The organism is Enterococcus sp. MSG3299, assembly GCF_050555765.1.
In the GTDB taxonomy this organism is placed as follows: domain Bacteria; phylum Bacillota; class Bacilli; order Lactobacillales; family Enterococcaceae; genus Enterococcus; species Enterococcus faecalis.
Window position 1 is genome coordinate 901,935 of the sequence record NZ_CP187869.1, and the last position, 22,984, is coordinate 924,918.

The following is a 22,984-nucleotide window of genomic DNA, read 5'->3' on the forward strand; positions in this document are numbered from 1 at the left end:
GAACTGTGGGATTATCAACGAGCAATAAGCCGTTAAGTGAACGAATTGAAGAAAGTAAAAAAGATGTGTTTATGCAAAAGGCTGTCGCCAAAGCACAAGATGCCCAATGGGAGAAACGAGAAGGTGCGCGGGAAGCTTTAGGCAATTGGCCACAATGGCGTGAACTGGGAGAACAAATTCGCCAACATACAATTCAGTATCTGCCTGACTATTTAGAAGAGTTCAGTGATAACGTCGCCAAACGAGGTGGCAAAGTCTTTTTTGCTCAAACCGCCGAAGAGGCCAATGAATATGTGAAACAAGTGGTTCTAGAAAAAAAGGCGAAAAAAATTGTGAAATCTAAATCAATGGTGACGACCGAAGTCGATATTGATCCAATGTTATTGGGATTAGACGATGTCAGTGTGATGGAAACAGACTTGGCGGAATTCATTTTACAAATGGATGACTGGGATGAGCCGTCACATATTGTTTTCCCAAGTATTCATAAAAATCGCGAACAGATTCGTCAGGTTTTTGCGAAAAAATTAGGGTATCAAGGAGATAATGACCCGGTAAATTTGGCACGCTGTGCACGAGAAGTGATGCGCAAATTCTTTTTGGAAGCGGAGATTGGCATTACAGGTTGTAATTTCGCTATTGCGGATAGCGGCTTAATTAACTTAAATACAAATGAAGGAAATGCTGATTTGACCATCAGTATTCCTAAGACACAAATCGTGTTAATGGGAATGGAAAGAATCGTACCAACAATGCGTGAAGCAGAGGTTTTAGATAACCTTTTAGCCAGAAGTGCCGTTGGTCAAAATTTAACAACGTATGTGACGTTTGCCGGGCAAAAAAATGCGGATGAATCCGATGGTCCAGAAGAATTTCACGTGGTCATTTTGGATAACGGACGTTCAAAAGCGTTAGGAACAGCCTTTCAGCCAGTCTTACAGTGTATTCGTTGTGGGTCTTGTCTGAATGTTTGCCCGGTCTATCGCCATATTGGAGGGCACGGTTATGGCTCTATTTATCCAGGACCAATTGGTGCTGTGCTTTCTCCAATTTTAGGTGGATATAAACAGTTTGGGGAATTGCCTTATGCGTCTAGTCTTTGTGGGGCATGTACGGAAACGTGTCCTGTGAAAATTCCATTGCACGAATTATTAATTGAACATCGTAAAGTGATGACCGATGATCTGAAAATGAAACATGGATTTGAAGATTTCCAAATGCGTATGGTAGGTAAAGCCACTGGTTCACCAGCAATGTTTAAAGCAGCCATGAAAGTCGATCATGCTGCAGCGGGCATTTTAAGTAAACAAAAAGACATTACTGTTGAAAACATGTACAATCATGGGGGCTACCTTGATAAAGGACCAGGGTTAGTAAAAGGTTGGACCGATGTTCGTGATTTGCCAAGACCACCAAAATCTTCAGAAAACTTCAGAAGTTGGTTCAAAAAACATCAAGAAGGTGAAAAAAATGACTAACGAAGCGATTCAAAATCGAGAACCTTTTTTACAAAATCTACGAGAAAAATTAGGCGTAGAAAAACAGCCTGTTTCGGCCCATCCATTTGAGCCAGTTAATCATTTACCAGAAGAACAGTTGGCAGATAAAACACCAGCAGAGCTATTAACGATTGTGAAAGAACGTGTGGAAACGATTCACACGAACTTAGTGGAAACCACACAAGAAAATTTACTGACGACGATTCAGCAAATTGTTGCTGAGTTTGGTGGAGGCAATCTTTTATTGCCAACAGATGCACGTTTTGAAGCCTATGGATTAGCTGATTTAGCTAAGTCATTAGAGGCTGTTTCTGTTAAGCAATGGCAACCTGGAAGTGAGCAACGAGAAGCGAATATTCAAACAGCTGCTCAGGCAAATATCGCGATTGCCTTTGCTGAGTTTTTACTAGCTGAATCAGGAACGATTGTGGTGGAGTCCAATGCGGGACAAGGCAGAGCCTTACATTTTTTACCGAAGCATTACATTTCAATTATACCGTTTAGCAAACTCGTTCCACGTTCGACTCAGCCAGCAGCTTTTTATACAGAAAAAATAGAAAAAGGCGAAAAAATCGGCTCAGCGATTCACTTTATTTCAGGGCCTTCTAATTCAGGAGATATTGAAATGCAACTGGTTGTCGGGTTGCATGGTCCTTTAGAAGTTTGTTACGTGGTTGTGATGGATCGCTAAAACGCTAGAAGCATAATCAATTCAGCCCTTTTTAGAATTGATTATGCTTTTTTTATGAGCAGGATCAAAAAAGTAAGAATCAAATTTGAAAGAAATACGTTTTTTTTCTGACCATTTTGTAAAAAAAGCGTACATAAAAATTAATTGGGTGTTAAGCACTATAGGATTGATTTACTTTGTGGTAGAATATGAGACATAAGATAATAAGGTTTTTGGAGGAATGAGTTTGAAATCAAAAGAATTAATTAAAACAGTCGTCTTTTTTGCCTGTTTAGCTTTGGGTCTGTTTTTACTGAGACAATTTGTATTTACGCCTGTCGTAGTGAGAGGTCATTCAATGGATCCAACGTTAGCAGATGGTGAACGGGTAATTACGTTAAAAAACACAGAAATTAATCGTTTCGATATTATTACTTTTCCAGCGCCAGATGAACCAGATAAAAATTATATTAAACGTGTGATTGGTTTACCTGGAGATACAATTGCGTACAAGGATGATACGTTGTACATCAATGGAAAAGAAGTTGACGAACCCTATTTAGATGAATTTAAAAAAGCCTTAACAGATGGTCAACCTTTGACAGGCGATTTTTCATTAAAAGAAAAAGTACCAGCAGATAGCTACTTTGTTTTAGGTGATAATCGACGGAATTCAAAAGACGGTCGTGTCATTGGTTTTATTCATAAAAAAGATATTTTGGGTGAAGTGAAATTTGTGATGTGGCCATTCTCACGGTTTGGTCCAATACCAGAAGTGTCAAAACAATAAAAGAGACAATGAGTAAAAGAGAAGGACGGAAATGTGTAAAAACAAACACATGTTTCCGTCCTTCTTTTGTGGTAAAATAAAGGCAGTGCAAAGGAAAAGGATGTGAAACCATGAGTGTGCAGTTTATTAGAGGAACCGCCGTGGCAGACTTAGAAGCGCCACTTATAAAGGCGACAAAACAATGGCTAGAGGAAGACGCACAGCATGAAGTATTCTATTTAGTCCCGAACCATATTAAGTTTGAGCAAGAAATTCAAGTCTTGCAAAAGTTACGTCAATTACAGACAACTACGTCTGATTCAATAACCAGTACCCGTCTGCAGGTTTTTAGTTTTTATCGTTTGGCTTGGTACTATTTACAACATACACCTTTTTACTCGGCAGATGTTTTATCTGACGCAGGTGCTGCCATGATTTTTCGCAAAATTTTAGTAGAAGCAGAAGAAGAGTTACAAATTTTTAGAGGTGAAATTAATAAGCCTGGCTTTATTCAGCAACTATTTCAGCTTTATCAAGAAATGCGCGAAGGCAATATTGAGATTGCGGAGCTTTATCCATTTTTAGAAAAACAAACGGAGAACCCTAAAGGACAAGATTTACAACTTAAGTTTCAAGATTTAACGTTGATTTTTACGCGATTCCAATTACAAATGAGTCAGTATGGCTATGAATCAGCGGAGATTATTCAACATTTAAGCGAGTATTTACAAACGGTTGATTTGTCGAATGTTCAATTCGTTATTTCAGGCTATCAGCAGTTTACCGCCAGAGAATTAAAGTTGATTGAAGTGCTAATGGCGCAAGCAGGTTCTGTGAAAGTAGCCCTCGTATTGGACAAACAATATCCGCATGACTTACCTGATCCGCGGTCGTTATTTTATGAAGCGGGACAAACCTATCATCAGCTTTATCAACTAGCAAGACAGAAGCAAATTCCGATTCTTTCAGATTATGTGGAAAAGAAAGAGGTATTAATTACAAATCCAGACTTGCAAGGATTAAATGATTATTGGATTCAATCGCAAGAACACCTGCCTCCATTAAGCACAACTGACTGGAGAGGCGATGGCTTATTTCTGTGGCGTGCTGAAAACATTAAAGAAGAATTAACACATGTTGCAACCGAAATTCGCCGTTTAGTGGTGGAAGAAGGGTATCGGTACAAAGAAATTCAGGTGTTGACTCGTGATTTAGATTGTTATGAAAATTTATTAGAACCGATTTTTGCGGAACACGAGATTCCTGTTTATGTCGACCGAGATATGGCTATGGATCGGCATCCTTTAGTCGAATGGATTGAATCTTTATTTGCTATTCATTCGTACAATTATCGTTATCGCGATGTGCTCCGTTTTTTGAGAACGGAATTATTTATGCCAATGAATCAACTCGCTACTTCTGAAGAAAGCTTGACTGATTGGTTAAACCAACGGAACGCTTGGCGCAGAAAAGTTGATATTACCGAAAATGTAGTCCTGGCATACGGCTATGAAGGTTATTATTGGTCACAAGAAAAAGATTGGGAATTTATTCGGTATGATTTTGAAGCGGAAGAGCAAGAAGATGTCGCTACGATGGAAGAAGAGTCAAATGCGATTCGTCAATCGCTTCAACGGCTGTTACCTAGTTACTTTCAAGCAATGATAAGTGCTAAAACTGGTTTGGAAGCAGCGACCGTCTTCTATCACTTTTTACTGCAAAGTGGTGTGGCAACACAATTAAAAATGTGGCGCTTACAAGCTATCGAAGCAGGTCAACTAGAAACAGCTCGTAACCATGAACAGACTTGGGATGCATTGATGTCGTTACTAGATGAATATGTCACTGTTTACGGAGAAAGTTCGTTTGATTTTACAACGTTTCAAGAAATATTTGTTAGTGGCTTGGAAGGTTTGCACTATAGTAAAGTGCCGACAGCGATTGACCAAGTACAAGTTCGCGCAATGGATTTAACTCGACCTGGCGCTGCCAAGATTACTTTTGCTATTGGGATGACGGAAGAAATTTTTCCACAAAAGATTGAAAATAAAACACTATTGTCTGATGAAGAACGTCAGACAATCAATGATACTTTAACGGAAAACCAATATTTACGTGGGACAACCGGACGCAAAATTGCGCAAGAACCTTATGTTGCGTATCTTGTCTTTTCTTCAGCGCGAGAAAGGTTATATTTAACCTATCCAAGTGTTAAAGATACCGCTCAAGAAGTCAAACCATCTCCTTATTTTAAAAATATCCAAAAAGATTTAAACTTGCCCGTTTTTGAAAAAAATGAAACAACCATTTTCGATGATGAAACGACCAGTTTAGCCCATATTAGTACGTATCGGACGTTAATCGGTGAATTAACGCGTTTGAAAAGACAACGGAAAGAAACACAAGAAGGATTGTTGCCTTTCTGGTTAAATATGGAAAAAGCGCTAATGAACCAATCAATTGCGCCGCTAGCCAAGCAAGTTTTCGAAAGTTTAACGCATCAAAATATTCCTGAAAAGATTGATGAGGTCTTAGCAGAACCTTTATATGGTAAAGATATTTATACATCCGTTTCTCGGATGGAGAGTTTTTATCGGTGTCAATATCAATACTTTTCTCGCTATGGCTTACGTTTGAAAGAAAGAGATGTCTTTGGGCTTTCGCCAGCAGCTACAGGGGAATTTTTCCATGAAGCATTGGATCAGTTCTTTAAATTATTGATTATGAATCAACGGAACTTATCTGAATTAACCGATCAGGAAGTCAATTTATTGGCGGAGGAAGTGCTAAATAGTATTTTAGGGGATGCGCGTTTTTCTGTATTAACGACCTCTAGTCGCATGAACTATATTCGCTATCAATTGAGTCAAACAATTAAAAAAGTCAGTTGGGCGCTGAAACGTCAAAGCCAACGAAGTGGCATGACGACTGTTCAAACGGAAGTGTTATTTGGCCAAATTGCCGCTAAAAAAGGAATTTCTGGTTTGGAATTACCATTAAAAAATCAAGGGAAAATTCATGTTCGGGGAAAAATCGACCGGATTGATCAATTGGTTACACCCGAATCAACCTATTTAGGTGTGATTGATTATAAATCGAGTCACCGTAAATTTAATATGACAGAAGCGTATTACGGCTTAGCCATGCAAATGCTGACGTACTTGGATGTGGCTTTAATGGATGCTGTGCAATTAGTTGGTCAAGAAGCTAAACCTGCTGGCTCACTTTATCTGCATGTACACAATCCTACGTTATCTTATGAAGGCAAAGACGACATTGAACAACAAATGCTTAAAAAATATCAGTTTGATGGTCTTTTGATGAAAGACCCAGATTTATTGGATCATTTAGATACGAGTCTGCAAGCTAAACAAAGTTCGTTGCTGTTTCCGATTGAAGAATCCGCCAAAGAACAAATTAAACCTGGTCGTCGCCAAGAAGATAAATTTGTGACAGAACCAGAATTAGGCGCGTTGCTTTCCCATAACCGAAATAAATTTATTGAAGCGGGGAATCAAATTATTGGCGGCGAAGTTCAACTTAATCCCGCTTATCAAGGCAAGGAACGGATTGCTTGTCGCTATTGTCCGTTTCGAAGTGTCTGTGATTTTGATGTGATGTTAAAAGAAAATAATTATCATCGTATTGAGAATTTATCCAAAGAGGAAATTATGGCGCGCTTGTTAAACAAAGATGAGGAAGGAGCAACCGAAGATGAGTAAAACAATTCCACTACGTCCAGCTAATGAGCAATTCACCGACAGTCAATGGCAAGCGGTGTTTGATGGCGATGAAAATATCTTAGTTTCTGCTTCGGCTGGCTCAGGAAAAACCACTGTTTTAGTCCGCCGTGTCATTGAAAAAGTCAAAAGCGGCGTCGATATCGATCGTCTCTTGATTGTGACGTACACTGAAGCCGCCGCCCATGAGATGAAAGAACGTATCCAAGTGGCTTTACAAAAGGCAATGAATGAAGAACAAGATCCAGAAAGAAGACGGCATTTTTCTCGTCAAATTGCTCTTTTGCCAACAGCCAATATCAGCACGTTACATGCCTTTTGTTTAACTGTTATTCGTCGTTTTTATTATTTAATTGACATAGATCCAGTTTTTCGGATGTTAACAGATGAAACAGAAACATTGTTATTAAAAGAAGATGTTTGGGATGCATTACGTGAACAATTTTATGCGGAAAATCAAGAAGCGTTTTACCAATTAACAGCGAATTTTTCCAATGACCGTAGTGATGACGGACTCACTAACTTAATTTTTTCTTTTTATGAATTTGCCAAAGCCAATCCTGATCCAGAGGCGTGGATTAATGGCTTAACACAAGCCTACGAAGTAGGGGATCAGCTAGGCGAATCAACGTTATTTCAGACGTATTTAAAACCGCTAGCCGTTGAGACGTTACAACGAACTCTTCAGCGTTACGAAGAAATGGTGACCTTAACAGAGGGCGAAGAGAAACTTCAAAAGATTTGGTATTTAGCTCAAAATGAAAAGGAACAAACAAAACAATTTTTACAATTTTTAGAGAGAAATGATTTAGAGAGCGCCTATAATTTGACTGAATTGTTGAGCTTTGACCGCTACCCAACGGTTCGTGCCGAAGAGTTGAAACCAACCGCGGAACAAGCCAAACAGTTACGAGAACAAAATAAAAAAGCGTTAAATGATTTGAAAAAGCAACTGTTTACACTTTCCCCAGATGCCATGAAACAAGTCTTGAAAGAGGCCACGCCCATTGTTCAAGAAATGGCTCACGTGGGGAAACAATTTATGGAGGCCTATGGCGCAGAAAAACGGCTTAAAAATTTAGTGGATTTTAACGATTTAGAACATTATACGTTAGCTATTTTAGCGAAAAATCAGGCAGATGGCTGGCATGCATCAGAAGCCTCGGTTTACTATCGCGAAAAATTTGATGAAGTGTTAGTCGATGAATACCAGGATATCAATCAATTACAAGAATCTATTTTGTATTGGTTGCGCCGTCCGCTTAGCACAGAAGGAAACCTTTTTATGGTAGGAGATGTGAAACAGTCTATTTATTCTTTCCGCTTGGCAGATCCTACATTGTTTATTGAAAAATACAATCAGTATGGGCAAGGCAAAGAGGGCAAACGAATTATTCTAGCTGAAAATTTTCGTTCTCGCAAAGACGTTTTAGACTTTACGAATTTAGTATTTAGTCAATTAATGGATGAGCGAGTGGGCCAAATTGCTTACGATGAGTCAGCTGCTTTGGTTCATGGTTTTGATCAATTTTCGGAGGCGGCTGATTATTCAACTGAATTGCTAATTTATGAAAAAAAAGCAACAGAATCAGTTGAATTTCCAGAATTACAATCCCCTGAGTTGTTGATTGAAGATAAGACAGAAGGGGAACTTTACGTTACTGCTTTGAAAATTCGTGAATTAATTGACCAAAATTTCTTAATTTATGATAAAAAGCTGAAAACGGATCGACCGATTACTTATCAAGATATTGTCTTATTAACGCCTACGAAGAAAAATAATTTAACTATTTTAGATGTTTTTAAATCATTAGAAATTCCAGTTCAAGTCAATGATGCTCAAAATTATTTCCAAGCAACGGAAATTCGTACAATGATTGCCTTGCTTCAATTGATTGATAATCCCTATCAAGACATTCCTTTGGCAGCTGTGTTACGTTCACCAATTGTTGGATTAAAAGAAAACGAATTAGTGCTTATTCGTTTGGCTAATAAGGAAACCAGTTACTACGAAGCATTTTTAACGTTTAATCAAAAGATGGAACCAACCATGGAGGAAGCAGTTGTTCAGGAAAAAACTATACGTTTTGCTGAATCATTAGAAAAATGGCGGGAACAGGCTCGACGCAACCAGATTAGCAACTTGCTGTGGACGATTTATCGGGAAACGGCCTATCTTGATTATGTTGGCGGGTTGCCTGTTGGCAAACAACGCCAAGCCAATTTATATGCGTTGGTCGATCGGGCCGCGGCGTATGAAAAAACAACCTTCCGCGGATTATTTCAATTTGTTCGCTTCATCGAAAAAATGCAAGAAAAAGACAAAGATTTAGCAGAACCAGTCGTTTTAAGTGAAGAGAATGCCGTACGCGTCATGACGATTCACGCTAGTAAAGGGTTAGAATTTCCGGTGGTATTCGTTTTAGATATGACCAAAGAATTTAATGTCAGTGATTTGAATGAACGCTATATCTTTGAAGAAAATTTAGGGGTAGGCATTCGTTATTTACAACCTGAAGAACGAGTTATGTACGATACTTTACCATTTTTGGCGATTAAACAAGTACGATTAAGAAAATTACTATCCGAAGAAATGCGGAAGTTATATGTGGCGTTGACACGTGCAGAACAGAAACTTTTTCTGGTAGGCTCCTATAAAGACCAAGCGGCGATGTGGAAAGAGTGGCTGAAAGTTGGCGATGTAGAAACACTGGTGCTACCAGCTGAAAATCGCTTGCAAAGTAAAAGTAGTTTAATGAATTGGGTTGGGATGACATTGGTACGTCATCAAAAAGCCGATGAATATCAGCAAGAAGTAGTAGTAAGTAACGTTCCGCAAGTCAAAAAGCACCCAGCTAATTTTCATATTCAGTGGTTCAACGAAGAACAACTACGAGCAGCCATTCAGCAATTACAATTGCCAGAAAGACAAGCAGAGGATTTAGCCGAAAAAGCGCAATTATCTGCTGACAAAATCAATCGTGGCCTTGCACGGTTAAGTTTCAATTATCCGTTTGAAGTGGCTACTCGGACCACCAGTTATCAGTCTGTTTCTGAAATCAAGCGAGTATTTGATGACCCCGATAACAAAGAAATTGGTAAAATTGAGGTTCGGGAAGACAATACTATTCAAGCGCAACCGTTGATTGTCAATCGAATGATTGAAGGAGATTTAAGTAAGCCTAAATTTTTAGATACGGTTCAAGCGCCCTCAGCAGCTGAAATTGGGACAGCAACCCATTATTTATTACAACTAATTGATTTAAGTAAGCAACCTTCTTACGAGGAAGTGCGAGCTGTTCAAGAACGCTTAGTGGAAAATAAATTGATTTTACCAGCAATTGCTGAAAAAATGAATCTGGAACAAATCGTGGCCTTCTTTGACACCGCCTTAGGAAAACAATTGATTCAACACCATCAAACCGTTAGAAGGGAACAACCTTTTTCTATGCTGATTGAAGCAGAAGAGCTCATTCAAAATTATCCAGAAACGACACAAGATGATTTATTAATTCATGGGATTATTGATGGCTATATCGAATTAGACAATCAATGCATTTTGTATGACTATAAAACCGATCATGTAAAAGGCACCTCTCCCCAAGCAATTTCTGAAATTGTCGAACGGTATCGCGGACAGATGAATCTTTATCGTAGAGCGCTACAAGAGGCAACGCATAAAGAGGTGTCGCACGTCTATTTAATTTTATTAAATGGAGGAGTAATTATTGACATGCAGACAGGAAATGTTGTAGATTTTATAAAGTAGAAAAAATTAGAAGCAGAAACACTTACATTTTGTAAGGGATGTGCTATACTCATTGAAGAGGTGAGGAAGATGGAAAAAGTAAAAACAGAATCGTTTGTACTTTGTCCCAAATTTGAAAAATCATTTTCAATACTTGGTAAAAAATGGAATGGTTTAATTATTGATGTTTTATTAGAACGAGGTCCTCAACGTTTTGGCGAATTAAAAGAAAAAATTCCAATGTTAAGTGATCGTGTCTTAGTAGAGCGATTGAAGGAACTAGAAGCTGAAGGAATTATCACCAAAGCTGTTCGTTGCGGTGAAGGAAATCGCTTAGAATATTTCCTAACCGAAAAAGGCGAAGACTTGCAATTAGCAATGGAACAAATTCAACATTGGGCAGAAAAATGGGTAAAAGACGAAGAATGCAGTTGACCGCAAGCAAAACTTCTTGTAAACTAAACGTAATTAAATAACTAAAAAAACAGTGATGGAAACAAGTAGTTTGAATTGACGTGTTTTAGGGAGAGTCAGCCAGAGACTGGAAGCTGATTTACACAGTCACCAAGCGAAATTCACTTCCTGAGTTTGTTTGTTTTCAAGAAGAAAGCAAACCGGTAATTGCCGTTAAATGAAATGAGTGCATGACAACAATTTGTTATGAATTAGGATGGTAACACGATAGCTCGTTCCTTTGAAAGGAATGGGTTATCGTTTTTTTTAGTTTAAATAAAAGATAGAGGGGAACGCATAATGACATTACAAGCGCAATTAGAAGCTCTTAGAGACAATACGCTCAAAGAAATCGCACAAGTTGCTACTTTAAAAGAATTAAACCAAATTCGCGTAGAAACATTAGGAAAAAAAGGGCCAATCACCGAAGTATTAAGAGGCATGAAAAACCTTTCGCCAGAAGAACGACCAGTGGTGGGGGGCTTTGCAAATGAAATTCGTGATTTATTAACAGAAGCAATTGAAGCGCGCAAAGTTGTTTTAGAAAACGAAGCGTTAAATGCGGCACTAAAAGAAGAAAGTTTAGATGTAACTTTACCTGGAAAACAAATGCCTCAAGGCACACGTCATATTTTGACACAAGTTATGGAAGAGATTGAAGATATTTTCTTAGGCATGGGTTATCAAGTAGTGGAAGGATACGAAGTAGAATCCGATCATTATAATTTCGAACGCATGAATCTACCAAAAGATCATCCGGCACGCGACATGCAAGATACGTTTTATATTTCAGATGAGATGTTAATTCGTACGCATACTTCACCAGTTCAAGCTCGAACAATGGAAAAACACGATTTTTCAAAAGGTGCATTACGAATGATTTCTCCTGGGAAAGTATTCCGTCGTGATACAGATGATGCGACACATAGTCACCAATTCCATCAGATTGAAGGCCTTGTTGTCGATAAAAATGTCACATTGGGTGATTTAAAAGGGACGTTAGAAGTCATGATGAAAAAAATGTTTGGTGAAGATCGTAAAATTCGTTTACGTCCTAGCTATTTCCCTTTTACAGAACCTTCAGTCGAAGTAGATGTTAGCTGTTTTAAATGTGGCGGCGCAGGTTGTAACGTCTGCAAACATACAGGTTGGATTGAAATTTTAGGTGCGGGGATGGTTCATCCAGATGTGTTACAAATGTCAGGGATTGATCCAACAGAGTACTCAGGATTTGCCTTTGGCTTAGGACCAGATCGCGTTGCTATGTTACGTTATGGTGTAAATGATATCCGTAATTTTTATCAAAATGATTTACGTTTCTTAAATCAATTCAAGGTAAAGGAGTAGTTGAAAAATGTTAGTTTCTTATAAATGGTTAAATGAATATGTTAATCTTTCAAACGTTACTCCGCAAGAATTAGCGGACAAAATGTCTGTGACAGGTATCGAAGTTGAGGGCGTTGCTGTACCTGAAGAAGGATTAAAGAAAATTGTTGTCGGTGAAGTAAAAGAATGTGTTCCTCATCCAAACTCTGACCACTTATCAATTTGCCAAGTAGACATCGGTGAAGAAGAATTGTCACAAATTGTTTGTGGAGCACCAAATGTAAAAGCCGGAATTAAAGTCATCGTAGCGTTACCTGGTTCAAGAATTGCAGGAAATCAAAAAATTAAAAAAGGTAAAATGCGTGGCGAAGTCTCTAACGGAATGATTTGTTCGTTAGAAGAGCTAGGATATTCAGACAATGTCGTACCAAAAGCCTATGCTGAAGGGATTTATTATTTACCTCAAGAAGCAGTGAATGGGACACCTGTTTTCCCTTATTTAGACATGGATGATGCGATTATTGAATTATCAATTACACCAAACCGTGCAGATGCATTAAGTATGAGAGGGGTAGCCTATGAAGTTGGCGCAATTTATCGTCAAACGCCTCAGTTTAATGATCCTGAACTCAAAGAAGATGCTTCAGATAACGTGGAAAATTACGTAACAGTGACTGTTGAAGATTCACAAGATGCACCAGCGTATCAAATTCGTGTCATTAAAGATGTGACGATTGCAGAAAGTCCTCAGTGGTTGCAAAACCGATTGATGAATGAAGGAATCCGTCCGATTAACAATGTGGTGGACGTGACAAATTATATTTTATTATTATTTGGTCAACCATTGCATGCATTTGATTATCAAAAATTAGATAGTAAAGAAATCTTGGTTCGTCGAGCAACAGCAGCAGAAGAACTAATTACATTAGATGGTGAAACACGTCAATTAACAGAAGAAAATATCGTCATTACGAATGGAAAAACGCCTGTCGGCTTAGCCGGTGTAATGGGTGGAGCTAATTCTGAAATCAGTCAAGAAACAACAACTGTGGCTTTAGAAGCGGCATTGTTCAATCCATTGTCTATTCGCAAAACGTCTAAACAATTCAATTTACGGAGTGAATCTTCAAGTAGATTTGAAAAAGGCATCAACCAAGCGACAGTTGGGCTAGCTTGTGATGTGGCAGCCGCGATGATTGCAGAGTTAGCCAACGGAACAGTGGTCTCAGGCACTGCAATTGGTTCTGAAGTGGCCGTAAAAGAAGCGCAGGTAGCTGTGACTTTAGAACGAATCAACCAATATTTAGGCACTGCATTAGATGAAGCAACGGTGAATGAAATTTTTGAAGCACTCGGTTTTGCTTATGAAGTAAATCAAGGCGCATATGAAATTACGATTCCACCAAGACGTTGGGATATTGCGATTGAAGCAGATATTATTGAAGAAGTGGCGCGCATTTATGGATATGATTATTTACCTTCAACATTGCCAAGTGGAGAAACAGTTGCTGGAAGTCTAACCAAAGCACAACATGTTACGCGCCAATTAAAGAGCTTACTGGAAGGTCATGGTACGAGTGAAGCCATCAGCTATGCGTTGACAACAGAAGAAAAATCCCGTCAATTTATGATGAAAGAAAGTCAAACAACACGTTTGCAATGGCCAATGAGTGAAGAGCGTTCTGTGTTACGTATGAACTTAATTTCTGGTTTATTAGATGATGTCGCATACAATGTGGCGCGTAAAAATAATAATATCGCCTTCTACGAAGTAGGACGCGTTTTCTACCAAACAGAAGATCCAACAAAAAATTTACCTACAGAAGAAAATCACTTAGCACTTGCTTTAACTGGTAATACAATGGTTAAAGATTGGCAAACAAAAGCAACAGCCGTTGATTTTTATACAGTAAAAGGCTTAGTGGAAAGTATTGTAGCTGTTTTAGGATTAACAGAAAAAATCAGTTATCAAGCGACAACGGCGATTCCAGAAATGCATCCAGGCCGGACAGCATGGATTTATTTAGAAGGTGAAGTGGTTGGTTTTGTCGGACAAGTTCACCCAACGACAGCGAAAGCGTACGATATTCCTGAAACATATGTTGCTGAATTAAACTTGCAACAATTAGTAGCCACAGAAGCAGGCGGGGTTACTTATGAAGCAGTTTCTAAATTCCCAGCAGTTTCTCGAGATATTGCTTTATTAGTCGATGAAACAGTTACCAATCAAGAACTAGTTAAAACTATTTCAGATAACGCAGGTAAATATTTGAAAGAGATTCATTTATTTGATGTATATCAAGGTGAAAAACTAGGCGCTGGCAAAAAATCAATGGCGTATAGTTTAACTTTCGTTAATGCAGAAGCGACATTAGTGGATGAAGAAATTAACCGTTCAATGGAAAAGGTTGAAAAAGCGCTAATTGAAAAACATCAAGTAGAAGTAAGATAAAATAAAAACAGGAAAGTGGGGCATAAGTCGAAATGACTTATGCCCCACTTTCTAAATCTTAAGATAATCAGCTGAACAAAAGCAGCTCCTTCGGAAATAAGCCGAAATTCTCCAAAAATTAAAGAACAATTTTCGGAAATTCCTTCTTATTTCTTGGAGCTAAACACTTTTGTCTCAGCCTCCTGTTTTTAACTACATTAATAACTTTTCGCCCAATTTCGTGAAAGCCAACGTGAAAATTGTGAGATACTAAAGTTAATAATGAAATAAATAAGGGCGACGATTCCGTAAATAGTGAATACTTGTCCTGTTTGTGCGTAGCGCCCCATTAAGATATAAGATTTGCCAAAGAGTTCTTGTAAAGCAATCACGGAATACAAGAAACTTGTATCCTTGATGACAGTAACAAACTGAGAAACGATCGCTGGTAAAACATTGCGAATGGCTTGAGGCAAAACAATATGATAAAGAATTTGCCAATTTGAAAACCCTTGAGAACGCGCCGCTTCAATTTGTCCTTTATCAACACCATTTAAACCACCACGAATAATTTCCGCTAAAGCAGCGGTGGTAAACACAGTAAAACTCACAATTCCAGCAGGTGTGGATTTGATTTTGAAAATCAAAAAAATAACATAAATCCACAATAAGTTTGGAATATTACGCACCACTTCTACATAAATACTGGCAAGTAACTTCAGTGGTCCATGGGTTTGATTTCGCAAAACGGCTAGAATGGTGCCAAAAATCGTACTCAAAATAATTGAGACGAAGGAAATATAGAGCGTCAATTTTAAGCCGTTAAATAGAAATTGAAAATTATTTGCTGTCAGTAATTGACGCATTTCTTCTGAAAAAGGCATCTGTTTTCCTCCTATCTACTATATGCTTTCTTATTTTTTTCTTCCATTTTTCTAGCCAAATTCGCTAATGGGAAGCAAAGAATGAAATATAAGAAACCAGCAAGCGCAAAGGCGGGAATATAGTTCAAGTTGACAGACGACCAACTATTGGCAGCAAACATTACGTCTGCGCCAGAAATAATGGCAACTGTTGACGTATTTTTAATTAGATTCACTACTTGATTAGTTAAAGGCGGTAACATAATCCGCCATGCTTGTGGTAAAATCACATACCGCATCGTTTGACCATACGTTAATCCTTGGGAGTAAGCCGCTTCAAATTGCCCTCTTGGGACAGCTCCGATTCCTGAGCGAACCACTTCAGAAATGTAGGCGCCATGATAGAAGCCTACACACAGAATGGCAATCGTAGTAATAGAAAATGAAAGCAGCGGGCTTAGCAGAGGAAAGCCATAATAGACTACGATAAATTGAATTAACAAAGGTGTGTTTTGAAAAAATTCTACATAGACACGACTAATTGCGTGTAAAAGTTTACTTTTGGTCGCTGATAAACTACCAAAGAAAATGCCTAAAGCAAAGGCAACTAAGATCGCTCCTAAAGAAAGCAGAATAGTATAGAGAAATGCCTGACCAAAAATTCGCCAATCTTGAAATAAAGCTTCCCAACGATATAAGGCAAATGGCCCTTCTTCAAGCCAGAAAATATTGGCTAACAAAAACATAAAAATCCCTCCTAAAATTTTTGATTCTTCAAGTCTTAGGAATGATTAATTTTTTAAGCCCCAGTCTTGATAAATTTTTTCTAGTGTGCCGTCTTTTTCCCATTTTTCAATTAAACCATTTAGATAATCATTTAATTCAGTATTTGCTTTCTTTGTGGTAATTCCATATTCTTGTGGCGAAAAACCATCTTTTAAAATTTCTGTCTTGCCATCCACGTAGCCAGATAGGATTGATTTATCCACTGAAAATGCATCAATTCGTTTAGAAGTTAACGCTGTTTTTAATTCAGGATAGGAACCTAATTCTTGATAAGTAAATTTGATTCCTTCCTCTTGCGCTTTTTTCTCTAAGTTTTCTTTTGTCGTAGCAGATTGTGCAACGCCGATTGTTTTTCCGTCTAAATCTTTCATGCTTGAGAAGTTATCCTCTTTGCGCACAAGGAAACCAATCTCATCTGTATAATAAGGAGTTGTAAAATTATAAGTCTTTTTACGTTCATCAGTAATTGTAAATGTAGCAATTACCATATCTAGTTCACCATTGTCTAAAAGGGGACCGCGCGTTTTCGCTGTCACGCCCACAAATTCCACATTCTCTTCGCTGCCGGTAATTTCTTTCGCAATCAAGCGTGCAATATCTGGTTCCATTCCTTCATTTTTGTTTGTATCAGGATTCATATAGCCAAAATTAGGAATGTCTTCTTTGACACCTACTTTAATTTTCCCCGCTTTTTTTAATTGTTCTACTGTGACCGTTTTGTTTGATGAAGCACTTTTGGAAGTTGAGTCATTGTTGCCGCTACCACAGCCCACAATGATGCCTGCTAATACAAGTAAGGAGAGTCCAGCCAGCCATTTATTTTGTTTTTTCATTGTTCATTCCTCCAATTTTTTGTTTTTTTATTCATTACCCGTTATGAATAATTTTGCTTAGAAATTCTTTTGCACGAGGGTTTTCAGTGCTTGTAAAGAAATGTTCAGGCGTTCCTTGTTCAATAATCTGTCCTTGGTCCATGAAGATTACACGGTCAGCCACTTGACGAGCAAAGCCCATCTCATGTGTGACACAAACCATGGTAATATTTTGTTTGGAAAGATCGACCATTACATCTAAAACTTCTTGAATCATTTCTGGATCAAGTGCCGAAGTCGGTTCATCAAAAAGGATAATCTCAGGATGCATATTTAAGGCACGAGCAATAGCGACCCGTTGTTGCTGCCCGCCAGAAAGCTGCGAAGGATAAGCAGAAGCTTTATCAGCCAAACCGACTCGTTCTAAATACTCCATGCCAGTACGAACCGCTTCTTCTTTGGAAACGCCCATCACTTTAATCGGTGCTAACGTTAAATTATCAATAATCGTTTTATGAGCATATAAGTTAAAATTTTGAAAGACCATGGCAACTTTCTGGCGAACCTTTTGAATCGGTGCTTTCGGTTTGGTGATGTCAATGTTATCAATTACGACGGAACCATCATTGACTTTTTCCAATTGGTTCATACACCGAATTAATGTACTTTTGCCAGAGCCAGAGGGTCCAATAATGACAATTTTTTCTCCTTGCTCTACATTCAAAGTAATATCTTTTAAAACGTGATGCTCCCCAAAATACTTATTTACATGTTCTAAAGAAATCATAGGCAGTCTCCTTTGCAATCATTTGGTAGAAAAGATAACAGAGGATTCGGTGAGAAACGTGTTATTTAAATTAAATTAACCAAATGTATTTCTAATTGTATTCTTAATGTTAGGAATTATAACATACAAAAAAATGAATTACTAGTTTTTTAATCGAAAAAGATTTCCTTCAAAAAAAGAAATAAATGAGAGCAAAACAGGAAAAATTGACAATAGTCCTTAAAAAGTAGAAAATAAAGGCAGTGAATAAAAGGCAAAGGTAGGATGAGAATGAGCAATCAAGAAGCCATTGGACTAATTGATTCTGGCGTTGGTGGATTAACTGTTTTAAAGGAAGCGCTAAAACAATTACCAAATGAACGATTAATTTATTTAGGAGATACAGCCCGTTGCCCATATGGTCCACGACCAGCCGAACAAGTCGTTCAGTTTACTTGGAAAATGGCCGATTTTTTATTGAAAAAACGAATAAAAATGCTAGTAATCGCATGTAATACCGCGACGGCTGTCGCATTAGAAGAAATTAAAGCTGCCTTGCCAATTCCAGTTGTTGGTGTTATTTTACCTGGCGCACGAGCAGCCGTTAAAGTCACAAAAAATAACAAAATTGGTGTCATAGGTACGTTAGGGACAATCAAAAGTGCTTCCTATGAAATCGCCATTAAAAGTAAGGCACCAGCAATTGAGGTGACTAGTTTAGCTTGCCCTAAATTTGTCCCCATTGTTGAAAGTAATCAATATCGTTCTTCCGTAGCAAAAAAAATTGTGGCAGAAACACTTCAAGCACTACAATTAAAAGGACTTGATACGTTGATTTTAGGTTGTACCCATTACCCGTTGTTACGTCCGGTGATTCAAAATGTGATGGGGAGTCATGTGACATTAATTGACTCAGGAGCCGAAACAGTTGGCGAAGTCAGCATGCTTCTCGATTATTTTGACATTGCCCACACGCCTGAAGCGCCTACACAGCACCATGAATTTTATACAACTGGTTCTTCAAAAATGTTTGAAGAGATTGCAAGCAGTTGGCTTGGTATAGAGAACTTAAAAGCACAACAGATTCACTTAGGAGGAAACGAAAATGATTAGACATGATAGTCGTGCACCAAAAGAATTGCGAAAGATCACTATTGAAACCAATGTTTTTAAACATCCAGAAGGTTCGGTGGTTATTTCGTTTGGCGATACAAAAGTAATTTGCTCAGCCACTGTCGAAGAAAAGGTTCCCCCATTTTTACGAGGCGGGGGAACAGGTTGGGTAGCAGCTGAATATAGCATGCTCCCTCGCGCGACGAACACAAGAAATATTCGGGAAAGTGCGAAAGGAAAATTAACAGGGCGAACAATGGAGATTCAACGTTTGATTGGGCGGTCATTGCGAGCTGTTGTTGACTTAGAAAAGTTAGGGGAACGGAGCATTGTTGTCGATTGTGATGTGATTCAAGCAGATGGGGGAACCCGTACAGCTAGTATTACAGGCGCTTTTGTTGCTCTACGCTTAGCAGTCAATCATTTATTGATGACTGGTGCGCTAGCGGAAGACCCAATTAAAGAGCATTTAGCTGCTGTCAGCGTGGGTATTTTACCCGATGGTTATTGTGTGCTGGACTTAGATTACGCAGAGGACTCGAATGCTGCAGTGGATATGAACATCGTGATGACCGAATCTGGTGAATTTGTGGAAATTCAAGGAACGGGTGAAGAAGCTACCTTCTCAGGAGATGAGTTAAATGCCATGCTCTTTTATGGAAAAACAGGGATTGAGGAATTAATTGCGTATCAGAAAGAAGCGCTTTATGCTTTAGCCTCTGAAGAAGTCCCTTCGCAAGATTCAGAAGAGAAAGTGATTGTCATTGCGACTAGAAATCCTGGTAAAGCGAAAGAGTTTAGTTCAATTTTTGGTGAAAAAGGATATACAGTTAAGACGTTATTAGATTATCCGAATTTGCCAGATGTAGAAGAAACTGGTCGAACATTTGAAGAAAATGCTCGTCTAAAAGCTGAAACAATTGCAGAAATTTTACAGAAACCAGTACTAGCAGATGATTCAGGATTAATTGTTGATGCCTTAGGAGGAATGCCAGGGATTTATTCTGCTCGTTTTGCTGGTGAGCCAACTAACGATGCTTCAAATAATGCGAAACTACTACATGAGTTAACGGGCGTGCCAAAAGAAAAAAGACAAGCGCGTTTCCATTGTACATTGGTTTTTGCTGAACCAAAGAAAGAAAGTCTGGTGGTCGAAGCTGAATGGCCAGGAGAAGTCGGTACGATTCCTCGTGGTGAAGGAGGCTTTGGGTACGATTCACTTTTCTATGTTCCAGAGCTTGGTAAGACGGCAGCTGAATTGTCTGGAGAAGAGAAAAATAAAGTCAGTCATCGTGGACAAGCAGTGGCAAAATTAAAAGAACAATGGGAAGAATGGCTAAAAAAATAGGAGTTGAAACGTATGAAAATCTTGGTAGTAAGCGATAATCATGGCGACCGTGACTGTTTAGTTGACTTAGTGAATCATTATGAAGGACAAGTCGATGCACTCTTTCACTGTGGTGATTCTGAATTAGAACCGACAGATGAACTTTGGCAAAAATTCATTGTAGTCCAAGGAAATTGTGATTTTTATGATGAATTTCCCAAAACTGTGACTAAAAAAGTGGGAGATCAAGTTATTTATATGACACATGGTCATTTGGCCAATGTTAGAATGGGGCTCACGACACTTGCTTTACAGGCGGAAGAAGCAGGAGCGACAATTGCCTTATTTGGTCACACTCATGTACTCGGTGCAGAGCGACACAATAACATTCTCTTTGTTAATCCGGGAAGTATTCGTTTACCTCGTGGACCAGTTCAAGAGAAAACATATACCATAATTGAAAGTACACCTGAACAATATCTCGTTCAGTATTATAACAAAGAGCACCAACCGTTGGAACGATTAAAGGCAACGTTTACGAAGTAAGTGAATGTTAAGAAATAAGTGCTACTTTTTTATTTATCAGATTTTGAGCGTAGGACAAAAATCCAAAAGAGATTTTTGTCCTACGCTCTTTTTTTAGTCGACTTGGATAACCTTTAAGCCGGTCTTACGAAGTTCTGTAATTAAAGTTGATGAGCAATGTTTGTCTGTAATCAAACAATCAAAAGCGGTAATATCAGCAATTTTAAATTTAGATGTCAAGCCGATTTTTCGATGGTCCGCGACCAGAATTTTTACTTTTGTTGTTTGTTTTATCATAAGCTCATTAATTTTTGCTTCATTGAAAATTTTTGTAGTGACGCCATGTTCTAAACTGACCCCGCTACAGCCAATTACGCAAACATCGGCATGCGTTGCGGTGATTGTGTTAATGGCAATATCTCCTACCAGAACTTCTTTGGGAAAACGTAATTCGCCTCCGGTCAAAATATAATTGTATTGAGAAACATGAGGCTTGGTGGCAATTTTTAAATTATTCGTTACGATGGTCAGATGATCGGCCTTTAAATAATGGAGAATATTCAAAGCAGTGGAACTTGAATTAATGAAAACGGTATCATAATCACTTAGATAGCTACAAGCAACACGAGCAATGGCTTGTTTTAATAACTCCGGTCCTGATTGATCAAAGTCTTTCTGATTTTGGTCGTTGTAAATACAATACCCATATTTTCGAATGATATCATTCTTAGTTTCTAAGACATTTAAATCACGACGAATTGTGCTTAAGGAAACATTTAAAGCATCTGCTAATTTATAGGTAGTCATTTGTTTGTTTTTTTGCAGCAGCGCGAGAATGTTTTGTTGCCTTTTTTCAATGGTTTCTAATGAACTTTTCAAGTAATACAACCTCCTTTAGTTATTTCTTTGGACACGGTCCCCCATGAAATAGTATAACTCATAGGAAAACAAAACACGTAAAAGAATCATTAAAAGTGCAAACAATCATATAAAAGGGTTTTCATTGTGATTTTTTGCGGCTATGATTTTCTTATAAAGCATAACACAATCATTTGAGAAGAGGAGTGGTAGCATGAGCAAATCGATTCATGAAATTACAAAAGAAAGTTGGTTGAAGGCGACATTTCCAGAATGGGGCACTTATTTAAACGAAGAAATTAATCAGACAAATGTGCTTCAAGGAACGGTTGCACTTTGGTGGCTTGGTTGTACAGGCATTTGGCTGAAAACGCATGAGAACACGAATATTTTATGTGATTTATGGTGTGGAACAGGAAAACAAACGCACGGGAACGGCTTAATGAAAAATGGCCATCAAATGATGCGCATGAGTGGTTGCCAAAAAATGCAACCTAATTTAAGAACACAACCTTTTGTGATTGATCCTTTTGAAATAAAAGAGGTAGATGCTTTAGTTGTCACACATATTCATTCAGACCATTTGGATATTCACACAGCTGCTGCTGTTCATCAAAATTGTCCTAAGGCTCTATTTATTGGTCCAAAAGAAGTAGTGAAAACATGGCAGCGTTGGGGTGTTCCGGCAGAAAAAACACGGGTTATAGAGCCTGGTCAAGAAATAAAAGTGAATGATGTGAATGTAGTGGCCTTGGAAGCTTTTGATCGAACCGCGCTAATTACTTCTGATGATCCTGAAAATACATTTAAAGGTAAAATGCCTCAGGACATGAATGAACTAGCTGTCAATTATCTATTTGAAACCTCAGGTGGTACGGTATATCACGCCGGAGACTCTCATTATTCTAACTTGTTTGCGAAACATGGTAATCAATATGCAATTGATGTTTGCTTAGGAGCATATGGCGAAAATCCTCGCGGTATCACAGATAAAATAACTTCTGTTGATATGTTGAGAATGGCCGAATCTTTAAATGCGAAAGTAGTCATTCCCGTTCATTATGATATTTGGTCTAATTTTATGGCGGATCCAAAAGAAATCATGGAAATTTGGAAATTTAAAAAAGATCGTTTACATTATCAATTTAAACCATATATTTGGCAAGTGGGTGGCAAATTTGTTTATCCAGATGACAAAGACAACTTAGAATTTAACTTTGATCGTGGCTTTGATGATGTTTTTGTTAAAGAAAATGATACACCATTTCCTTCATTCTTGTAAGAAAGGCTGGATGTAC

Annotated in this window: 17 protein-coding genes and 1 other annotated feature; of the genes, 12 read left to right on the top strand and 5 right to left on the bottom strand. The window is 38.2% G+C overall.

Annotated features, from left to right (window positions below):
- The first annotated feature begins 5 nt into the window (after positions 1 to 5).
- From IGL23_RS04535 to pheT, 8 genes are all read left to right on the top strand, one after another.
- Complete coding sequence (locus IGL23_RS04535; RefSeq protein ID WP_002365496.1) at positions 6 to 1,478, top strand: LutB/LldF family L-lactate oxidation iron-sulfur protein; 1,473 nt, start codon at positions 6 to 8, stop codon at positions 1,476 to 1,478.
- Positions 1,471 to 2,190 carry a LutC/YkgG family protein gene (locus tag IGL23_RS04540; RefSeq protein ID WP_002361597.1) on the top strand — a complete coding sequence of 240 codons (720 nt, stop codon included), beginning with the start codon at positions 1,471 to 1,473 and terminating at the stop codon, positions 2,188 to 2,190. The genes IGL23_RS04535 and IGL23_RS04540 overlap by 8 nt, the downstream gene beginning before the upstream one ends.
- 220 nt (positions 2,191 to 2,410) lie before the next feature.
- Positions 2,411 to 2,959 (top strand): signal peptidase I, encoded by a 549-nt coding sequence (lepB, locus tag IGL23_RS04545; RefSeq protein WP_002358039.1) that lies wholly within the window; start codon positions 2,411 to 2,413, stop codon positions 2,957 to 2,959.
- A 110-nt stretch (positions 2,960 to 3,069) separates the two neighbouring features.
- The gene (locus IGL23_RS04550; RefSeq protein WP_033594223.1) at positions 3,070 to 6,660 is read left to right on the top strand and encodes a PD-(D/E)XK nuclease family protein; all 3,591 of its coding nucleotides are present in this window, start codon (positions 3,070 to 3,072) and stop codon (positions 6,658 to 6,660) included.
- Positions 6,653 to 10,447: a helicase-exonuclease AddAB subunit AddA gene (gene addA, locus IGL23_RS04555; RefSeq protein WP_033594224.1), complete on the top strand. Its 3,795-nt coding sequence runs from the start codon at positions 6,653 to 6,655 to the stop codon at positions 10,445 to 10,447. Before IGL23_RS04550 ends, addA begins: the two co-directional genes overlap by 8 nt.
- A 69-nt stretch (positions 10,448 to 10,516) precedes the next feature.
- Positions 10,517 to 10,861, top strand: a complete 345-nt coding sequence (locus IGL23_RS04560) for a winged helix-turn-helix transcriptional regulator (protein WP_002358035.1) — start codon at positions 10,517 to 10,519, stop codon at positions 10,859 to 10,861.
- Positions 10,862 to 10,904: 43 nt separating this feature from the next.
- Positions 10,905 to 11,123: a binding site (T-box leader), on the top strand.
- Between the two features lie 56 nt (positions 11,124 to 11,179).
- Positions 11,180 to 12,226 (top strand): phenylalanine--tRNA ligase subunit alpha, encoded by a 1,047-nt coding sequence (pheS, locus tag IGL23_RS04565; RefSeq protein ID WP_033594225.1) that lies wholly within the window; start codon positions 11,180 to 11,182, stop codon positions 12,224 to 12,226.
- Positions 12,227 to 12,233: 7 nt separating this feature from the next.
- On the top strand, positions 12,234 to 14,657 hold the full coding sequence (pheT, locus tag IGL23_RS04570; RefSeq protein ID WP_033594226.1) for a phenylalanine--tRNA ligase subunit beta: 2,424 nt from the start codon (positions 12,234 to 12,236) through the stop codon (positions 14,655 to 14,657).
- A gap of 197 nt (positions 14,658 to 14,854) precedes the next feature.
- On the opposite strand, the gene IGL23_RS04575 is transcribed toward pheT, so the two are convergent.
- From IGL23_RS04575 to IGL23_RS04590, 4 genes are read right to left on the bottom strand one after another with little or no spacing between them, the layout of a single operon-like run.
- A complete protein-coding gene (locus tag IGL23_RS04575; protein ID WP_002382114.1) occupies positions 14,855 to 15,520 on the bottom strand; it encodes an amino acid ABC transporter permease in 666 nt (221 codons plus the stop codon).
- An 11-nt stretch (positions 15,521 to 15,531) separates the two neighbouring features.
- A complete protein-coding gene (locus IGL23_RS04580; protein WP_033595289.1) occupies positions 15,532 to 16,245 on the bottom strand; it encodes an amino acid ABC transporter permease in 714 nt (237 codons plus the stop codon).
- Positions 16,246 to 16,290: 45 nt separating this feature from the next.
- Positions 16,291 to 17,118 carry a transporter substrate-binding domain-containing protein gene (locus IGL23_RS04585; protein WP_002360586.1) on the bottom strand — a complete coding sequence of 276 codons (828 nt, stop codon included), beginning with the start codon at positions 17,116 to 17,118 and terminating at the stop codon, positions 16,291 to 16,293.
- A gap of 34 nt (positions 17,119 to 17,152) precedes the next feature.
- Positions 17,153 to 17,884, bottom strand: coding sequence for an amino acid ABC transporter ATP-binding protein (locus tag IGL23_RS04590; RefSeq protein ID WP_002361604.1), 732 nt, complete (start codon positions 17,882 to 17,884; stop codon positions 17,153 to 17,155).
- A 264-nt stretch (positions 17,885 to 18,148) separates the two neighbouring features.
- Here IGL23_RS04590 and racE point away from each other — a divergent pair, with 264 nt between their 5' ends.
- Genes racE through IGL23_RS04605 form a run of 3 tightly spaced genes read left to right on the top strand, consistent with a single transcriptional unit; the run spans position 18,149 to position 20,849 of the window.
- The gene (gene racE, locus IGL23_RS04595; protein ID WP_430619677.1) at positions 18,149 to 18,976 is read left to right on the top strand and encodes a glutamate racemase; all 828 of its coding nucleotides are present in this window, start codon (positions 18,149 to 18,151) and stop codon (positions 18,974 to 18,976) included.
- Positions 18,969 to 20,324, top strand: coding sequence for a ribonuclease PH (rph, locus tag IGL23_RS04600; protein WP_002369622.1), 1,356 nt, complete (start codon positions 18,969 to 18,971; stop codon positions 20,322 to 20,324). Before racE ends, rph begins: the two co-directional genes overlap by 8 nt.
- A 12-nt stretch (positions 20,325 to 20,336) precedes the next feature.
- Entirely contained in the window at positions 20,337 to 20,849 is a 513-nt protein-coding gene (locus tag IGL23_RS04605) for a metallophosphoesterase (protein WP_010819914.1), read from the top strand.
- A 93-nt stretch (positions 20,850 to 20,942) separates the two neighbouring features.
- On the opposite strand, the gene IGL23_RS04610 is transcribed toward IGL23_RS04605, so the two are convergent.
- Entirely contained in the window at positions 20,943 to 21,707 is a 765-nt protein-coding gene (locus tag IGL23_RS04610; RefSeq protein WP_002382117.1) for a DeoR/GlpR family DNA-binding transcription regulator, read from the bottom strand.
- A gap of 193 nt (positions 21,708 to 21,900) precedes the next feature.
- On the opposite strand from IGL23_RS04610, the gene ulaG reads away from it, so the two are divergent.
- Positions 21,901 to 22,968: an L-ascorbate 6-phosphate lactonase gene (gene ulaG / locus IGL23_RS04615; RefSeq protein WP_002360582.1), complete on the top strand. Its 1,068-nt coding sequence runs from the start codon at positions 21,901 to 21,903 to the stop codon at positions 22,966 to 22,968.
- The last annotated feature ends 16 nt before the right edge of the window (positions 22,969 to 22,984 follow it).

What these genes read in the sequence shown, in the direction of transcription:
- IGL23_RS04540 (WP_002361597.1), top strand. Translation starts at nt 1,471, where the DNA reads ATGACTAACGAAGCGATTCAAAATCGAGAACCTTTTTTACAAAATCTA.
- lepB (WP_002358039.1), top strand. Translation starts at nt 2,411, where the DNA reads ATGAGTTTGAAATCAAAAGAATTAATTAAAACAGTCGTCTTTTTTGCC.
- IGL23_RS04550 (WP_033594223.1), top strand. Translation starts at nt 3,070, where the DNA reads ATGAGTGTGCAGTTTATTAGAGGAACCGCCGTGGCAGACTTAGAAGCG.
- addA (WP_033594224.1), top strand. Translation starts at nt 6,653, where the DNA reads ATGAGTAAAACAATTCCACTACGTCCAGCTAATGAGCAATTCACCGAC.
- IGL23_RS04560 (WP_002358035.1), top strand. Translation starts at nt 10,517, where the DNA reads ATGGAAAAAGTAAAAACAGAATCGTTTGTACTTTGTCCCAAATTTGAA.
- pheS (WP_033594225.1), top strand. Translation starts at nt 11,180, where the DNA reads ATGACATTACAAGCGCAATTAGAAGCTCTTAGAGACAATACGCTCAAA.
- pheT (WP_033594226.1), top strand. Translation starts at nt 12,234, where the DNA reads ATGTTAGTTTCTTATAAATGGTTAAATGAATATGTTAATCTTTCAAAC.
- IGL23_RS04575 (WP_002382114.1), bottom strand. Translation starts at nt 15,520, where the DNA reads ATGCCTTTTTCAGAAGAAATGCGTCAATTACTGACAGCAAATAATTTT.
- IGL23_RS04580 (WP_033595289.1), bottom strand. Translation starts at nt 16,245, where the DNA reads ATGTTTTTGTTAGCCAATATTTTCTGGCTTGAAGAAGGGCCATTTGCC.
- IGL23_RS04585 (WP_002360586.1), bottom strand. Translation starts at nt 17,118, where the DNA reads ATGAAAAAACAAAATAAATGGCTGGCTGGACTCTCCTTACTTGTATTA.
- IGL23_RS04590 (WP_002361604.1), bottom strand. Translation starts at nt 17,884, where the DNA reads ATGATTTCTTTAGAACATGTAAATAAGTATTTTGGGGAGCATCACGTT.
- racE (WP_430619677.1), top strand. Translation starts at nt 18,149, where the DNA reads ATGAGAATGAGCAATCAAGAAGCCATTGGACTAATTGATTCTGGCGTT.
- rph (WP_002369622.1), top strand. Translation starts at nt 18,969, where the DNA reads ATGATTAGACATGATAGTCGTGCACCAAAAGAATTGCGAAAGATCACT.
- IGL23_RS04605 (WP_010819914.1), top strand. Translation starts at nt 20,337, where the DNA reads ATGAAAATCTTGGTAGTAAGCGATAATCATGGCGACCGTGACTGTTTA.
- ulaG (WP_002360582.1), top strand. Translation starts at nt 21,901, where the DNA reads ATGAGCAAATCGATTCATGAAATTACAAAAGAAAGTTGGTTGAAGGCG.